Raw genomic sequence first — 13,446 nt, 5'->3', positions numbered from 1 at the left:
GGCGACCGGTATAGCGGCCCCCTTCAGGCAGGGTCAAGCGATCACTTCCATACTCCGGCCGTCCCCCGCCGCCCCGTGGAGTGCCGCCATGCCCGAAGCGCCCCTGTTCGCCCTTGGCCTCGCCCTCGCCTGCCTGGCCGGCGTCCGCGCCTACCTCACCGTGTTCGGCGTCGGCATCGCCGCCCTGCTCGGCTGGGTGGCCCTGCCCGCCGGGATGGACGTCGTCACCTCTCCGTGGGTGCTGGGCACGGCCGGCGCCCTCGCCGTGGTCGAGTTCTTCGCCGACAAGATCCCCGGCGTCGACTCCGCCTGGGACCTCGTGAACACGCTCGCCCGCGTGCCGGCCGGCGCTTTCCTGGCCTCGGCCGCGTTCGCGCCGGATGGCGAATGGAGCGTCGCCGCAGCCGCCCTCGGCGGTGCCGCGGCGCTCTCCACCCACACGCTAAAGAGCAGCACCCGCGTGGCCATCAACGCCTCGCCGGAACCGGTCTCCAACTGGGTGGCCTCGGGCACGGAGGACGCCGTGGCCGTCGGCGGCCTGACCCTGACCCTGCTCGCGCCGGTCCTGGCAGCCGCGCTGCTGCTCGTTTTCACGGCCGGCGGGCTCTACTTGGGCTGGCGGCTGGTCCGCGGCTTCAGCAAAAGACAAGAAAACAAAACGCGAACCGCGTCACAAGTGTGAATCTTGATGAACGCGGATTGCCGCGTTCCGGGGGGCGACCAACAATGAGGGCACCCCTTGGAGCCCGCCGCCCGTGTCCGTTGCCGCCGCCCTAGAAGCCGGCCGAATCGCGGCCGAAGACCTCGCGCCCGTGCTGCGCCATCGCTGCCGGCTGCTGGAACGCCGCGTGCGTCGTGCGCGGCGCACCGGCTGGGACATCAATGCCGTCGCCCAGATCCGCGAAGAGCTGGGGCCCCTCGTGCATGGCCTGCACGCGCTTGGCCGCAGCCCCGCCGTCGACACCGCACTGCTGCTGGCCGAGTCGCTCGCCCGCCCGCTGGAGAAACAGGACCTGCCGGACCCGATCCTCGGCGCCCGGTTCAGTGCCCTGCTCGAGACCCTGATCGACCAGCTGCCCGCCGGCGGCCACGACGAGCTCGAGCGCTCCCTGGTGATGCTGCCGCACCCGCCCCGCGGCGAAGCCCTGCCGCTGGGGTTCTGGCGACGCTGGGTGGCCGACGCCGCGCCGTCCCGTTGCGTGCCGGCCATGCCCATGAATCCCCCCCCGCTCCCCACCTCTGGTACACGCCCGACCCCCGCTGACGCGTCTACACTCGAAAATCCTCGTTTTGGCAATGGATCGCTGCCCATGACCGCACTGCGGCTTTACCTCCTGTCCGACGAAAGCCGCGAGGCCGAGACCCTGGCCGAGCAGCTGCGCTCCCGCCAGTTCGAGGTCGACGCGCTGTCGGATATCGACGAGCTCGTCGAACTGATGGGGGCGCTGCCCGCGGACGTGGTGCTCGTCGACCGCATGCATGCGGCCTCGATCGAGCGCATCGGCAACGCGATGAAGCCGATCCGCATGCGCGCCAACCAGCCGATCCGCATGGCGCTGATCACCGACACCGACGACGTGATGGCGCGGCTCTCGGCCCGCCGCGCCGGCATGGACGCGGTGCTGGTCCGGCCGCACGGTGGTATCGACGTGGCCAACCGCCTGCGCGACCTGTTCAGCACGGGCGAGCCGGTCTACCGCGTGCTGATCGTCGAGGACGACCGCGCCCAGGCCCTGTTCGCCGAAGGCGTGCTGCGCAACGCCGGCATGGACACACGCATCGTCCTCGACGCGCTCGACGTGCTGCCGACGCTCGACACCTTCGAGCCCGACCTGATCCTGATGGACTTCCACATGCCGGTGGCGAACGGCATCGAGCTCACCGCCTTGATCCGCGAGCGCGAGGCGTTCGCGCATACGCCGATCGTCTTCCTCACCGGCGAACAGGACGAGGAAGTGCGCTTCAACGCGATCGATGCCGGCGGCGACGACTTCCTGGCCAAGCCGATCCGCCCGAAGCACCTGATCGCGAGCGTGCAGGGCCGCATCCGCCGCTACCGCGATGTGCAGCAGATCCGCGACCGCGAATCCGATGGCGGCGCGGCGGTGGCCAGCAGCGTCGACAGCGGCATCGTCGAACGCGGCCGCATGATGGCCCGCATCGACCAGCTCATCACCGAAGGCAGGGCGCGCGGCGGCGTGGTGTTCCTCGAGATGGAGACGATCGCCAAGCTGCGCGAGCGGCTTGGCCTCGGCCAGTTCGAGCGCCTGCACGTCGAAGCCCTCGACCTGCTCAAGCCGCTGGCCGGCGAACGCATGCTGTGCCGCTTCGCGGACGGCGGATTCCTCGTGCTCGACGCAAGCCTCGACCCCGACGAGCTGCTGATGCTCGGCGTGCAGCTGCGCGAGGCGCTGGTCGCGCACGAGTTCCGCCTCGGCGACCAGAGCGTCATCACCCCGGCCGTCGCCGGCGTCGCCCCGCTGGCGGAAGAATTCACCGACGCGGGCGCCCTGCTCAACGCCGTCGAGAAGACCGCGCACAACGCGCGCAAGCGTGCCGACCGCATCGACCTCTACCGCCCGCTGGCCGCCGAAGAGGCGCAGCGCCAGAAGGCCCTGATCGACGACATGCGCAAAGCCATGACCGATGGCCGCCTGTCGCTGCTCTACCAGCCGATCGTCGCGGTCGCCGGCGGCGAGGACAGCCGCTACCAGTCCCTGCTGCGCCTCGACACCAGCAGCGGCAAGCGCATGACCGCCGCCGAGGTGATCCCGGCCGCCGAGCGTTCCGGCTTCATCGTCGAGATCGACCGCTGGGTGCTGCGCGAATCGATCGCGAAGATCGCCAAGGCGCGCGAGCGCGGCGCGGCGATGACGCTGTTCGTCACCCAGTCGCCCTACACGCTCGCGCATGGCGGCCATGCCGAATGGCTGCGCAACGAATTGCGCGCCCTCGACGTGCCGGGCGCCTCGCTGGTGCTCGAGATGCGGCTTTCCGACGCCAGCGTGCACACCGGCACGCTGCGTGAGTTCTGCTCGGCGATGGTGGCGGACGGCGTGCAGTTCTGCCTGTCGCAGTTCGAGCCGGGCCCGGAGGTCGAATCGACGATGGAGCAGCTGCCGCTCTCGCTGATCAAGCTCGCCGGCAAGTACTCCACCGGCGCGCTGTCGTCGGCCGTCCGCGACGAGTTGAAGGTCATCATCGACCGCGCGCACCGGCGCAGCCTCGAGGTGATCGGCCACGGCGTCGAAGACCCGCAGGCCGCCGCCACGCTGTGGATGAGCGGCGTCGACTTCGTGCAGGGCAACCTCGTCCAGCAGGCCGCCGACGCCCTCGACTTCGACTTCAATCAGGCGATCCTCTGACGTGCTGCCGCCACGCCTCCCGAACCGACTGCTCGCGGGCTGGCTGCTCCTAGCGGCGGCCGGTGGCCTGCTGCTCGCCGTGGTCTTCGCCCTGCTGCCCTTCGGTGCCTTTTGGCCCACCGTCATCGCCGCCTTGGCCTTCACCATCGGCGCGACCGTGGTCGTGCCGGGCGGCCTGCGCCAGGCGCGCGAGCTGTTGGCCGAGCACCAGCGCCTCACCAGCGAGAACCAGCGGATGGTGGAAACGCTGCAGCAGGAGCTGGAGCGCCACCGCCGCCTCGAGCTCGAGCTGAAGGACGCGAAGAAGCAAACCGAAGCCGCGATGATGGCCAAGGGCGAGTTCCTCGCCACGATGAGCCACGAGATCCGCACGCCGCTCAACGGCATCCTGCCGGTGATCGACATGCTGCTGGCCGCGCGCCTCACCGCCGACCAGGCCGACCTGCTGCGCACCGCGCATGGTTCGGCCAAGCAGATGCTGCGGATCGTCGACGACATCCTCGATTACTCGAAGCTCGAAGCGAACAAGGTCGACCTCGAAACCACCGGATTCAACCTGCGCGAGCTCGCCGAGTCGGTCGTCCGGCTGATGACCAAGCAAGCCGAGACGAAGGGCCTGCTGCTGCACCTCGAGATCGATCCCGGCGTGCGCCTGCCGGTGCGCGGCGATCCGACCCGCCTGCGCCAGGTGCTGTCGAACCTGCTCAGCAACGCGATCAAGTTCACCGACCGTGGCCGCGTCACCCTGCGCATCCAGAAGAACGGCGAGGAGCGCCTGCACCACCCGCTCCGGTTCGAAGTGGTCGACACCGGCATCGGCATCCCGAAGGACAAGCTCTCGCAGCTCTTCGTGGCCTTCTCGCAGGCCGACGCCTCGACCACGCGCATGTATGGCGGCACCGGCCTCGGCTTGGTGATCTGCAAGCGCATCATCACCCTGATGGGCGGCCGCATCGGCGTCGACAGCGACCCCGGCCAGGGCTCCCGCTTCTGGTTCGAAGTGCCGCTGTCCAAGGCCGTCGGCGACCTGCCTGCGGCGCGCGCCGACCTCTCCGGCGCCCGCGTCCTGCTGATGACGCCCGACCCGGCGCAGCGTGAACGCCTCGCTACGGCCATGCAGAACTGGGGCCTGCGCCTCTCCTATTCGAGCACGCCACCCGAGGCGCTGCAGATGCTGCGTTCGGCCGCGGCCCGCGGCATAGGCGGCGGCTTCGAGGCGCTGGTGGCCGACCTGCGCGACGGCGCCTCCGCCGCCGTGGTGCTGCAGCGCGCGCTCTCGCGCTCGCCGGAAGTCGCGGGCCTGAAACTGCTGCTCCTGACCGGCGCCGAGCCGCTGCCGCCGGAGACCACCGCCGCAGCGACGGTCGCCGTGCTGCGACGCGACGCCGCGTCGGCCGACCTGAAGTCGGGGCTGGCCGACCTGCTTGTGCCCGACCAAGCCATGCCGCTCCCGGGTGCGGCCGATGCCGAAGATGATTTCGCCCTCGGCGAGCCCCCGCCGTCGCCGGCCGTCGCCGCCCTGCCGCAGGGCAGCAGCGTCGGAGCGTTCTCGGAAGCGGCCATCGGCCGGCGCGCGCGCGTGCTGCTGGTCGAGGACAACCCCGTCAACCTGCTCGTCGCGCAGAAGCTGATCGCGCAGATGGACCTCATCTGCGAGTCCGCCGGCGACGGCGAGCGCGCACTGGAGCGCATGGCCGCGGGCAACCTCGATGTCGTGCTGATGGACTGCCAGATGCCGGTCAAGGACGGCTACACGGCCACCCGCGAATGGCGCGAGTACGAGAACGCGCACCGGCTCCCTCGCTTGCCGATCGTCGCCATGACCGCGAACGCGATGGCCGGCGACCGCCAGCGCTGCCTCGACGCCGGGATGGACGACTACCTGTCGAAACCGGTCGATCGTTCGCAACTCGAAGACACCCTGAAGCGCTGGCTGCAGCGCGGCGCACTCGCGCGCCGCAGCGCCGCTCCCGCCGCTCCCACACCGGCGCCTGCCGCCCGTCCGGCGCCTGCGCCGGCCGCGCCAGCCCTCGCACCGACCCTTCCCTCCATCCCCGGCATGCAGCGGCCCGAGGCGCCGTTGCCGCCGGCCGTCGTATCCGTGCCGATGCCGGCCCCGGCGCCGGCAACCCCAGCGCCGAACGTGCTGGACGACGACGTGCTCGCCGAACTGCGCGAGGTGATGGGTTCCGAATTCGGCAACCTCGTGCAGATGTTCCTCGTCGACGCGGCGAAGTACATCCAGCAGCTCGAGGAGGCCGCGGGCGGCGGCGACCTGGAGAAGATGATCGCTCCGGCGCACACGCTGAAGTCCTCCAGCGCCAATCTCGGCGCGATGGCGGTCTCGGCCGCCGCGAAGCGCATCGAGGTGGGGGCCCGCGAAGGCGTGCTGCCCCGCCCCGCCGTGGCCGTGGCCGTGCTCGAAGCGGAATTCCAGCGCGCCAGCGAATCGCTGCGCCGGCTGGTGGCCTGAAACGCGAACGGCCGGGTTTCCCCGGCCGTTGCTGTCGCGTCGCGATGAAACGCGGCGCTCAGTCCTTCGACATCGTCGTCTGCAGGTAAGGGCCCTCGCCGAGGCGCTTGATCAGGTCGAGCTGCGTTTCCAGCCAGTCGACGTGCTCCTCCTCGGACGCAAGGATCTTCGCGAACAGGTCGCGGCTGACGTAGTCACCCACCGATTCCGCATGCGCGACGGCGGCCTTCAGGTCGGGGATGGCGATCATCTCGAGCTTGAGGTCGCACTCGAAGACTTCCTTCGGCGTCTCGCCGATCATGATCTTGCCGAGGTTCTGCAGGTTAGGCAGGCCCTCGAGGAAGAGGACGCGCTCGATGACCCAATCGGCGTGCTTCATCTCGTCGATCGACTCGTGGTACTCGTGCTCGCCGAGTTCCTTGAAGCCCCAGTTCTTCAGCATGCGGGCATGCAGGAAATACTGGTTGATCGCGGTGAGTTCGTTGTAGAGCACCTTGTTGAGGTGCTGGATGACCTGCGGGTCGCCCTTCATGTCGGCTGCTCCTTGGCGCGTGGTGCGCGAAGCCTAGCGCCGCGCCTCCGCGCACGCGTAAACGCGAATCGCTGCGCGATATGGACGCGAAGTGAAGACCGGATCGGGGGGACGCCGCGACGACGCCTCAGGCGGCGATGGGCAGGCCGAGGCTCATCGACTTGGCCTGGAGGATCGCTTCTTCCGCGTACTCGCGGCAGCAGCCGCAGGTGCTGCCGCAACCCGTGCGCGCGGCGAGCGCGTCGAGGCTGTCGCAGCCCTCGTCGACGGCCCGCTGGATATCGCGATCGGTGACTCCGTTGCAGACGCAGACGTACACGGCTTGCATCCAGTAATACGAACAGTTCGCATTACAAGCCGCAAGCAGGGGACTGTCAAGGGCCGGGGGCGGCCGACAGATGCCGGGTTCAGCCACGGGTCGACGGCGTGAAGGCTCAGGCCTGGCGGCGGCTCCGCGCTTCGGCCAGCGGTGCCGGGAAAGCCGGCTCCGGCACCGCCTCGGTGCCGGCCAGTCCGCGGGCCGCTGGGGCCACGTGGCACAGCGCCCGGGTGTAGACGTCGCGCTTGAAGTGCACGACGTGCTCCAGCGGGTACCAGTAGTCGACCCAACGGAATCGGTCGAACTCGGGCTTCTCGTTGGCGTCGAGGCGCACATGGGATTCGCAGGCCACGAGCCGCAGCAGGAACCACACCTGCTTCTGGCCGATGCAGCGCGGCTTCTCGCCCTGACGCACGCAGCGCGACGGCAGGCGGTAACGCAGCCAGCCGGGCGTGGAATGCAGGAGCTCGACGTGCTCGGGGAGCAGGCCGGTCTCTTCCTGCAGCTCGCGGTACATCGCCTCGAGCGGCGTCTCGTCGCTGTTCATTCCGCCCTGGGGGAATTGCCAGCCGTCGCGATGCACGCGACGGGCCCAAAACAGGCGGCCGTCGTCGCGCATCAGGATGATGCCGACATTGGGGCGGTAACCGTCCGGATCGATCACCGTACGGGCTCCAAATTCAATGGGCTCACCATGCCACAGCGGTGAGAGAAGCCTCAAGCCTTGGTGTGTCCACCGAGACGATGCAAGGCCTGTTCGCCGAGATGGCGACCGGCTTCATGCAGGGTGAGGTGCGCCTCGTCCGCGCCATCGGCACGCAGCAGGGCCACGTGGTCGGCGTAGAGCGCATGGGCGACGATCGGGCCGCGGAACCCGCGCGCCCGCAGGTGCCGTGCGGCCGCGCGCTTGGCGTCGATGGCGTCCATCGCCAGCACGGCGACGCGCAGCGAGGCCAGGTCGGCGATTCGCCAGACGTCGGCGTCCTCGGCATCCACCATCACCACGTCGCGCCCGGCCTCCTGGTGCTCGCGGATGCGGAACGGGTCGGCATCCAGCCCGACCACCCCGCCCATCGCATCGCGCAGACGATCGTAGGCCGCCGTGCCGGTGCGGCCCATGCCAAACACCAAGGCTTCGGCGTGCCCGAGGCCCGGGGCGATCTCGTCGGGATGGCGTGTGTGGCGCTGGAAGCGCACCAGCCACGGTTCCAGGCGGTCGTACAGACGCTGCGCATGGCGATTCAAGGGCGCGGCGATGGCGAAGGACAAGGCCACGGCCAGGGCCAATGGCGTCAGCCAGTCTTCAAGGCCGGCGACGCCCGCCGCGACGATCAGGCCGAACTCGCTGTAGGCCGAGAGCGAGAGCGCGGCGAGAAAGGCATTGCGCGCGCGCAGGCGGAACGCCAGCAGAAGGAAAAAGAACAGCAGCGTCTTCAAGGGCAGCGCCAACAGCAGCAGTGCGGCGACGAGCCAATCGTGGCCCGTCGGCAAGCCCGCGAGGCCGATCCACAGGAAGAACGCAACGAGGAAGACCTCCTTCATCGCCCAGAGGTCGTGGCCGAGCTCGCGCGCCCGCGCGTGGCCACCGACCAGCACGCCCACCACCAGCGCACCGAGCTCGCCCGACAGGCCGAGCGCGGCGAAACCCATGCCACCGAACACCACGGCGAGCCCGAGGCCGGCGAGCACGAGCAGCTCGTCGTGGCCACAGCGGTCGAGCAACCGGTACAGCAGCGGGCGAAGCAACGGCAGTCCAAGCAGCAGCAGGGCCCAGGCCGACGGCGTCTTGCCGCCCCACAGGGCCAGTGCGGCGAGCGCGATGAGGTCCTGGACGATCAGGATGCCAATCGCGATCCGTGCATAGAACGCCGAGAGTTCGCGCTTTCCCTCAAGCATCTTCGCCGCAAGCACCGTGCTGGAGAACGACAGCGCGATCGCCACGAGGAGCGCCTCCTTGCCGCCCACTCCGGCCAACAGCACCAGCAGCGGCGCGAACACCGCCACCACGATCGCGCCGTGCGCCAGCCCACCGAGGAACACCGCAGGCTGCGCGATCTGCCCGGGTTTCAGCTTCAGTCCGACGGTGAACAGGAGCAGCAGCACGCCGAGATGCGCGATATGCCCGACCGTGGCGATGCCGGCCTCGCTGATGACGTCCCAACGCGCATCTACGGCATGGAGGGCGAAGCCCGCGGCGAGGAAGCCCACCAGCGGCGGAAGGCCGACGGCGCGGGCCACCAGGCCGAACAGCAGCGCCGCGCCGATGCCGAGGGCTTCCAGCATCCTCAGTCGCCCGACGTGCCGGCAGGAACGCGCACGTGGCCTTCCATCAGCACGCGGGCGCTGCGGCTCATCAGCGCGCGGCGCACGACCCACTGGCCGTCCACCTGCTCGGCCGCGGCGCCCACGCGCATCGTGCCGCTCGGGTGGCCGAAGCTGACCGCTTCACGCGCGCCGCCACCGGCGGCCTCGTTCACCAGCGTGCCCGGGATGGCCGCGGCCGTGGCGATCGCCACCGAGGCCGTGCCCATCATCGCGTGGTGCAGCTTGCCCATGGACAGCGCGCGTGCAACGAGATCGATGTCTGCAGCCTTGACGGCTTTGCCGCTGGAGGCGATGTAATCGGCCGGCGCCGCGACGAAGGCGACCTTCGGCGTGTGCTGGCGCTTCACGGCCTCTTCCGGGCTCTTGATCAGACCCATGCGCAACGCACCGGCGGTGCGGATGGCTTCGAAAAGCGCGAGACGCTCGCGGCTTTCGTTGATCGCCGGCTGCAGCTCGGCGCCGGTCAGGCCGATATCGGCCGCGCGCACGAACACCGTCGGGATGCCGGCAGTGATCATCGTGGCCTGCAAGCTGCCGACGCCCGGCACGTCGAGCGTGTCGACGACATTCCCGGTGGGGAACATCGCACCGCCCTCGTCGCCCTCGTCCACCGGATCCAGGAACTCCAGCGGGATCTCGGCACTCGGGAAGGTGACGCCGTCGAGTTCGAAGTCGCCGTCTTCCTGCACTTCGCCATTCGCGATCGGCACGTGGGCCACGATCGTTTTGCCGATGTTCTTCTGCCAGATGCGCACCGTGCAGACGCCGTGCTGCGGAACGCGGTCGGCGGGGATGAAGCCATTCGCGATCGCGAAGGGCCCGACGGCGCTGCTGAGGTTGCCGCAGTTGCCGCTCCAGTCGACGAAGGCGCTGTCGATGCTGACCTGACCGTAGAGGTAGTCGACGTCGTGGCCAGCCTGCGTGGCCGGGCCGATGATCACGCACTTGCTGGTGCTCGACGTCGCACCACCCATGCCATCGGTGTGCTTGGCGTAGGGATCCGGCGAACCGATCACGCGCAGCAGCAGCGCATCGCGCGACGGGCCAGGAACGCGCGCGGCATCGGGAAGATCGGCGAGGCGGAAGAACACGCCCTTCGACGTGCCGCCGCGCATGTAGGTGGCGGGGATGCGGACCTGCGGGCGAACGGGGCGCATGCTCAGGCCGCCTTGGTGGCTTCGAGGAAGTCCTGCGCGAAGCGCTGCAGCACGCCGCCGGCCTCGTAGATCGCCACTTCCTCGGCAGTGTCGAGGCGGCAGCGCACCGGGCATTCCACGCGGCTGCCGTCCTTGCGATGCACGACCAGCGTGAGCGTGGCGCCCGGCGTGCGCGCGCCGGTGACATCAAAGGTTTCGGTGCCGTCGAGGCCCAGCGTCAGGCGCGTGGTGCCGGGCAGGAACTCGCAGGGCAGCACGCCCATGCCGATCAGGTTGGTTCGGTGGATGCGCTCGAAGCCTTCGGCCACGATCGCCTCCACGCCGGCGAGGCGCACGCCCTTGGCTGCCCAGTCGCGCGAGCTGCCCTGGCCGTAGTCGGCGCCGGCGATGATGATCAGCGGCTGGCCGCGCTCCATGTAGGTCTCGATGGCTTCCCACATGCGCAGCGTCTGGCCCTCGGGCTCGACGCGGGCCAGCGAGCCCTTGCGCACCTTGCCCTCGGCGTCGCGGACCATCTCGTTCTGCAGGGTCGGGTTCGCGAACGTCGCGCGCTGCGCCGTCAGGTGGTCGCCGCGGTGCGTCGCGTAGGAATTGAAGTCCTCTTCCGGCAGGCCCATCTTCGCGAGGTACTCGCCGGCCGCGCTGTTCAACAGGATCGCGTTCGACGGCGAGAGATGATCGGTGGTGATGTTGTCGCCGAGGATCGCCAGCGGGCGCAGACCCGAGAGCGTGCGCGGCTTGGCCAGCGCGCCTTCCCAATACGGCGGGCGGCGGATGTAGGTGCTCATCTCGCGCCAGTCGTACAGCGGCTTCACCGCCTCGCCGTGCTCGACCACCACGCGGAACATCGGGTCGTACACCTTGCGGTACTGCTCCGGCTTCACCGATTGCTTCACCACCGCGTCGATCTCGGCATCCGTCGGCCACAGGTCCTTCAGCAGGATCGGCGTGCCGTCGGCGCGATGGCCCAACGCGTCCTTCTCGATGTCGAAGCGCACGGTGCCGGCGATGGCATAGGCCACCACCAGCGGCGGCGAAGCGAGGAAGGCCTGCTTCGCGTAGGGATGGATGCGGCCGTCGAAGTTGCGGTTGCCCGAAAGCACCGCCGTCGCGTAAAGGTCGCGCTCGATGACTTCCTTCTGGATGGCCGGATCGAGCGCACCGCTCATGCCGTTGCAGGTGGTGCAGGCGAAGGCGACGATGCCGAAGCCCAGCGCCTCGAGCTCGGCCTTCAGGCCGGCCTCTTCGAGATAGAGCTGCACGGCCTTCGAGCCCGGCGCCAGCGAGGTCTTCACCCAGGGCTTGCGCACGAGGCCCAGCGCGTTCGCCTTCTTCGCCAGCAGGCCGGCGGCGATGACATTGCGCGGGTTCGATGTGTTGGTGCAGGAGGTGATCGCGGCGATGATCACCGCGCCGTCCGGCATCAGGCCCTGCGCCTCCTGCTCGCGTGCAGCGGCGAGGTTGCCCGCGATGCCTTTGGCGGCCAGCTCACTCGTCGCGACGCGCGCATGCGGGTTCGAAGGACCGGCCATCGTGCGCACCACGGTCGAGAGGTCGAAGTGCAGCGTGCGCTCGTACTCGGCCGTGCGCAGGTCTTCGGCCCAGAGGCCGAGCGTCTTCGCATAGGTCTCGACCAGCGCCACCTGCTCGTCCGTGCGGCCGGTGAGGCGCAGGTAGTCGAGCGTGTTGCCGTCGATGAAGAACATCGCCGCCGTCGCACCGTACTCCGGCGCCATGTTCGAGATCGTCGCGCGGTCGCCCAGCGTGAGCGCCGCGGCACCTTCGCCGCGGAACTCGAGGTAGGCGCCGACCACCTTCGACTTTCGCAGGAACTCGGTGAGCGAGAGCACCACGTCGGTGGCGGTGATGCCCGGCTGCGGCTTGCCCGACAGCTCGACGGCGATGATGTCCGGCAGGCGCATCCACGAGGCGCGGCCGAGCATCACGTTCTCGGCCTCGAGGCCGCCGACGCCGACGGCGATGACGCCGAGCGCATCGACATGCGGCGTGTGCGAGTCGGTGCCGACGCAGGTGTCGGGATACGCAACGCCCTGCTCGACACCGATCACCGGCGACATCTTCTCGAGGTTGATCTGATGCATGATCCCGTTGCCCGGCGGGATCACGTCGACGTTCTTGAACGCGCGCTTCGTCCAGTCGATGAAGTGGAAGCGATCCTCGTTGCGGCGATCTTCAATTGCCCGATTCTTCTCGAACGCGTTCGGATCGAAGCCACCGCACTCGACGGCCAGCGAGTGGTCGACGATCAGCTGCACCGGCACCACCGGGTTCACCTGCGCCGGATCGCCGCCGAAATCGGCGATGGCATCGCGCAGGCCGGCGAGGTCGACGAGCGCCGTCTGGCCGAGGATGTCGTGGCAGACCACGCGGGCCGGGAACCAGGGGAAGTCGAGGTCGCGCTTGCGCTCGATGAATTGGCGCAGGTAGTCCGGAACGCGCACCGCGTCCGCCCGGCGAACAATGTTTTCGGCGTGCACGCGCGCGGTGTACGGCAGCGTGGCCCAGGCCCCGGGACGGATGGCATCGACGGCCTCGCGGGCGTCGAAATAGTCGAGGCGGGTGCCGGGCAGCGGCTTGCGGTGGGCGGAGTTCATGGCGGGCGTCGGCTCGAAGCGCAGGCGAGGCCTACGATTATCGGCGATCCCGCGTCGCGACCGGGTCTGACGGTGCCCGTTCAGTCGTCCGGTTGACGCGACGGCGGTCGGCGTGGACAATGCCCGCCCCCGTGGCTATGTAGCTCAGCCGGTTAGAGCACAGCACTCATAATGCTGGGGTCGGTGGTTCGAGTCCACCCATAGCCACCACACCTAACCCCGCGATTCTGCGGGGTTTTTTGTGTCCGAAAGGTCCTCGCATGGCCGCCCCGACCCGCCCCCTCAACGTCCTCGGCACCCCGCTCGAGGACTGCAGCCACGACCCGAAAACCGGCTGGTTCCGCGACGGCTGCTGCCGCACCGACGAGAACGACCAAGGCAGCCACACGGTCTGCGCCAAGGTCACCGCCGAGTTCCTCGAGTTCTCCGTCCGCGCCGGCAATGATCTGGTCACGCCTCGGCCCGAGTTCGGCTTTACCGGCCTGAAGCCCGGCGATTCGTGGTGCGTGTGCGCCTCGCGCTGGATGCAGGCTTTCGAGGCCGGTATTGCGCCTCCGGTTCGGCTGGAAGCGACGCACGAGAAGGCGATGCAGATCGTCCCGCTCGCCGCGCTGCGCTACCACGCGATCGAGGACGACACGGCGGACTGAGTGGCGCACG

At 69.4% G+C, this 13,446-nt stretch carries 9 protein-coding genes, 1 tRNA gene and 1 pseudogene; 5 read left to right on the top strand and 6 right to left on the bottom strand.

What is annotated here, in order from left to right; genetic code table 11:
- The first annotated feature begins 88 nt into the window (after positions 1–88).
- The 3 genes from ACIQ6S_RS09420 to ACIQ6S_RS09410 all read left to right on the top strand — a co-directional run bounded on the left by ACIQ6S_RS09420 (position 89) and on the right by ACIQ6S_RS09410 (position 5,838).
- On the top strand, positions 89–682 hold the full coding sequence (locus tag ACIQ6S_RS09420) for a DUF4126 domain-containing protein (RefSeq protein WP_397572963.1): 594 nt from the start codon (positions 89–91) through the stop codon (positions 680–682).
- A gap of 73 nt (positions 683–755) precedes the next feature.
- A complete protein-coding gene (locus ACIQ6S_RS09415; protein ID WP_397608134.1) occupies positions 756–3,365 on the top strand; it encodes an EAL domain-containing protein in 2,610 nt (869 codons plus the stop codon).
- Between the two features lies 1 nt (position 3,366).
- Positions 3,367–5,838 (top strand): ATP-binding protein, encoded by a 2,472-nt coding sequence (locus ACIQ6S_RS09410; protein WP_397608133.1) that lies wholly within the window; start codon positions 3,367–3,369, stop codon positions 5,836–5,838.
- A gap of 58 nt (positions 5,839–5,896) precedes the next feature.
- On the opposite strand, the gene bfr is transcribed toward ACIQ6S_RS09410, so the two are convergent.
- The 6 genes and pseudogenes from bfr to acnD all read right to left on the bottom strand — a co-directional run bounded on the left by bfr (position 5,897) and on the right by acnD (position 12,786).
- Positions 5,897–6,370 (bottom strand): bacterioferritin, encoded by a 474-nt coding sequence (gene bfr, locus ACIQ6S_RS09405; protein WP_297867327.1) that lies wholly within the window; start codon positions 6,368–6,370, stop codon positions 5,897–5,899.
- A 127-nt stretch (positions 6,371–6,497) separates the two neighbouring features.
- Positions 6,498–6,689, bottom strand: a complete 192-nt coding sequence (locus ACIQ6S_RS09400) for a bacterioferritin-associated ferredoxin (protein WP_397572981.1) — start codon at positions 6,687–6,689, stop codon at positions 6,498–6,500.
- A 136-nt stretch (positions 6,690–6,825) separates the two neighbouring features.
- Positions 6,826–7,353, bottom strand: a pseudogene (locus tag ACIQ6S_RS09395) (RNA pyrophosphohydrolase); the annotation flags it as partial.
- Positions 7,354–7,406: 53 nt separating this feature from the next.
- Positions 7,407–8,972 (bottom strand): cation:proton antiporter, encoded by a 1,566-nt coding sequence (locus ACIQ6S_RS09390; RefSeq protein ID WP_397608132.1) that lies wholly within the window; start codon positions 8,970–8,972, stop codon positions 7,407–7,409.
- 2 nt (positions 8,973–8,974) lie between these two features.
- Entirely contained in the window at positions 8,975–10,171 is a 1,197-nt protein-coding gene (gene prpF / locus ACIQ6S_RS09385; protein ID WP_397608131.1) for a 2-methylaconitate cis-trans isomerase PrpF, read from the bottom strand.
- Positions 10,172–10,173: 2 nt separating this feature from the next.
- Entirely contained in the window at positions 10,174–12,786 is a 2,613-nt protein-coding gene (gene acnD, locus ACIQ6S_RS09380) for a Fe/S-dependent 2-methylisocitrate dehydratase AcnD (protein ID WP_397608130.1), read from the bottom strand.
- A 133-nt stretch (positions 12,787–12,919) separates the two neighbouring features.
- On the opposite strand from acnD, the gene ACIQ6S_RS09375 reads away from it, so the two are divergent.
- Together ACIQ6S_RS09375 and ACIQ6S_RS09370 are read left to right on the top strand one after the other, a co-directional pair.
- A tRNA-Met gene (locus tag ACIQ6S_RS09375) sits at positions 12,920–12,996 on the top strand.
- Between the two features lie 50 nt (positions 12,997–13,046).
- Positions 13,047–13,436, top strand: coding sequence for a DUF2237 family protein (locus tag ACIQ6S_RS09370; protein ID WP_397608129.1), 390 nt, complete (start codon positions 13,047–13,049; stop codon positions 13,434–13,436).
- The last annotated feature ends 10 nt before the right edge of the window (positions 13,437–13,446 follow it).

Source organism: Silanimonas sp. (assembly GCF_044377035.1).
Classification (GTDB): Bacteria; Pseudomonadota; Gammaproteobacteria; order Xanthomonadales; family Xanthomonadaceae; genus Silanimonas.
Note: the sequence above shows the minus strand (reverse complement) of the source record. Positions and strands in the feature narration are given on the sequence as shown.